Raw genomic sequence first — 1,615 nt, 5'->3', positions numbered from 1 at the left:
TGTCGTGGGAGGTGTTGGAGCGGGCCGGGATCGATCCGACCACGTTGAAGGGCAGCCGCACGGGTGTCTTCACCGGCGCCATGTACCACGACTACGCCACCAATCTGACGCGCGTGCCCGAGGAGTTGGAAGGCTTCCTCGGCAACGGCAACGCCGGCAGCTTCATCTCCGGCCGGGTCGCCTACACCTTCGGCTTCGAAGGCCCGGCGATGACGGTGGACACGGCGTGCTCGTCGTCGCTCGTGGCGATGCACTCCGCCATGCAGGCGCTGCGCAGCGGCGAGTGCTCGCTCGCGCTGGCCGGTGGCGTCGCCGTCATGGCCACGCCCGGCAGCTTCGTGGAGTTCTCCCGGCAGCGGGGCCTGGCACCCGACGGACGGTGCAAGTCGTTCGCGGCGGGCGCGGACGGTACGGCGTGGTCGGAGGGCGTCAGCCTCGTCCTGCTGGAGCGCCTGTCCGACGCCCGCCGCAACGGTCACGAGGTGCTGGCCCTGGTACGGAGCGCGGCGATCAACCAGGACGGTGCGTCCAACGGCATCACCGCGCCGAACGGCCCCTCCCAACAGCGAGTGATCCGACAGGCGCTGGCGAGCGCGGGTCTGTCGGCGGCCGACGTGGACGCCGTCGAGGCGCACGGTACGGGCACGTCCCTGGGTGACCCGATCGAGGCGCAGGCGTTGATCGCCACCTACGGCCAGGAGCGGGCCGGGGGTGAGCCGTTGTGGCTGGGCTCGTTGAAGTCGAACATCGGGCACGCGCAGGCCGCGGCGGGCGTGGCGGGCGTCATCAAGATGGTGCAGGCGATGCGGCACGGGGTGCTGCCGAAGACCCTGCACGTGGACGAGCCGTCTCAGCAGGTCGACTGGTCGGCCGGCGCGGTGCGGTTGCTGACGGAGTCGAGGGAGTGGCCGGAGACGGAAGGGCGTCCGCGTCGCGCGGCGGTCTCCTCGTTCGGGCTCAGCGGCACCAATGCCCACGTCATCCTGGAGGCCGTCGAGGCGGAGCCCCCGGCGGACCGTGCGGAGGGGACTCCGGACACCGTCGTACCGTTGCTCGTGTCGGGCGCGTCTCCCGAGGCGGCGCGGGCGCAGGCCGCGGCGCTGGCCTCCCACCTGGACGCCGGCAACCCGCCGAACCTCACCGATGTGGCGTACTCACTCGCGACGACCCGAACCCATTTCGACCATCGCGCCGTGGTGGTCGCCGAGTCGGTGGGGGCGGCGCGGGAGGGTCTGGGGGCGGTACGGCCGGAGAGCGTGGTGCCGGGCCGTCTGGGGGTGTTGTTCACCGGCCAGGGGTCGCAGCGCGTCGGTATGGGACGCGAGGCGTACGAGTCCTATCCGGTGTTCGCCGAGGCGTTCGACGAGGTGTGCGCGGCGGTCGACCCCAGGCTCGGCCGGTCTCTGAAGGCGGTGGTCTTCGAGGCCGCGGAGCTGCTGGACGGGACGGCGTTCGCGCAGCCGGCGCTGTTCGCGGTCGAGGTGGCGTTGTACCGCCTCGTACGGTCCTGGGGTGTGCGCCCCCACTGTCTGGCGGGGCATTCCATCGGTGAGGTGACGGCCGCCTATCTGGCGGGTGTGTGGTCGTTGGAGGACGCTGCCGCACTGGTCGTCGC

At 71.8% G+C, this 1,615-nt stretch carries 1 protein-coding gene; it reads left to right on the top strand.

Features of this window, described 5'->3' with window-relative positions:
- The coding region (locus tag ACIQVT_RS34730; RefSeq protein WP_403763780.1) for a type I polyketide synthase at window positions 1–1,615 on the top strand (1,615 nt) is incomplete at both ends.

The organism is Streptomyces sp. NPDC100445 (assembly GCF_044759735.1).
GTDB lineage: Bacteria > Actinomycetota > Actinomycetes > Streptomycetales > Streptomycetaceae > Streptomyces.
The sequence above is the reverse complement of the archived record's forward strand: the minus strand, read 5'-3'. Positions and strand labels throughout refer to the sequence as shown.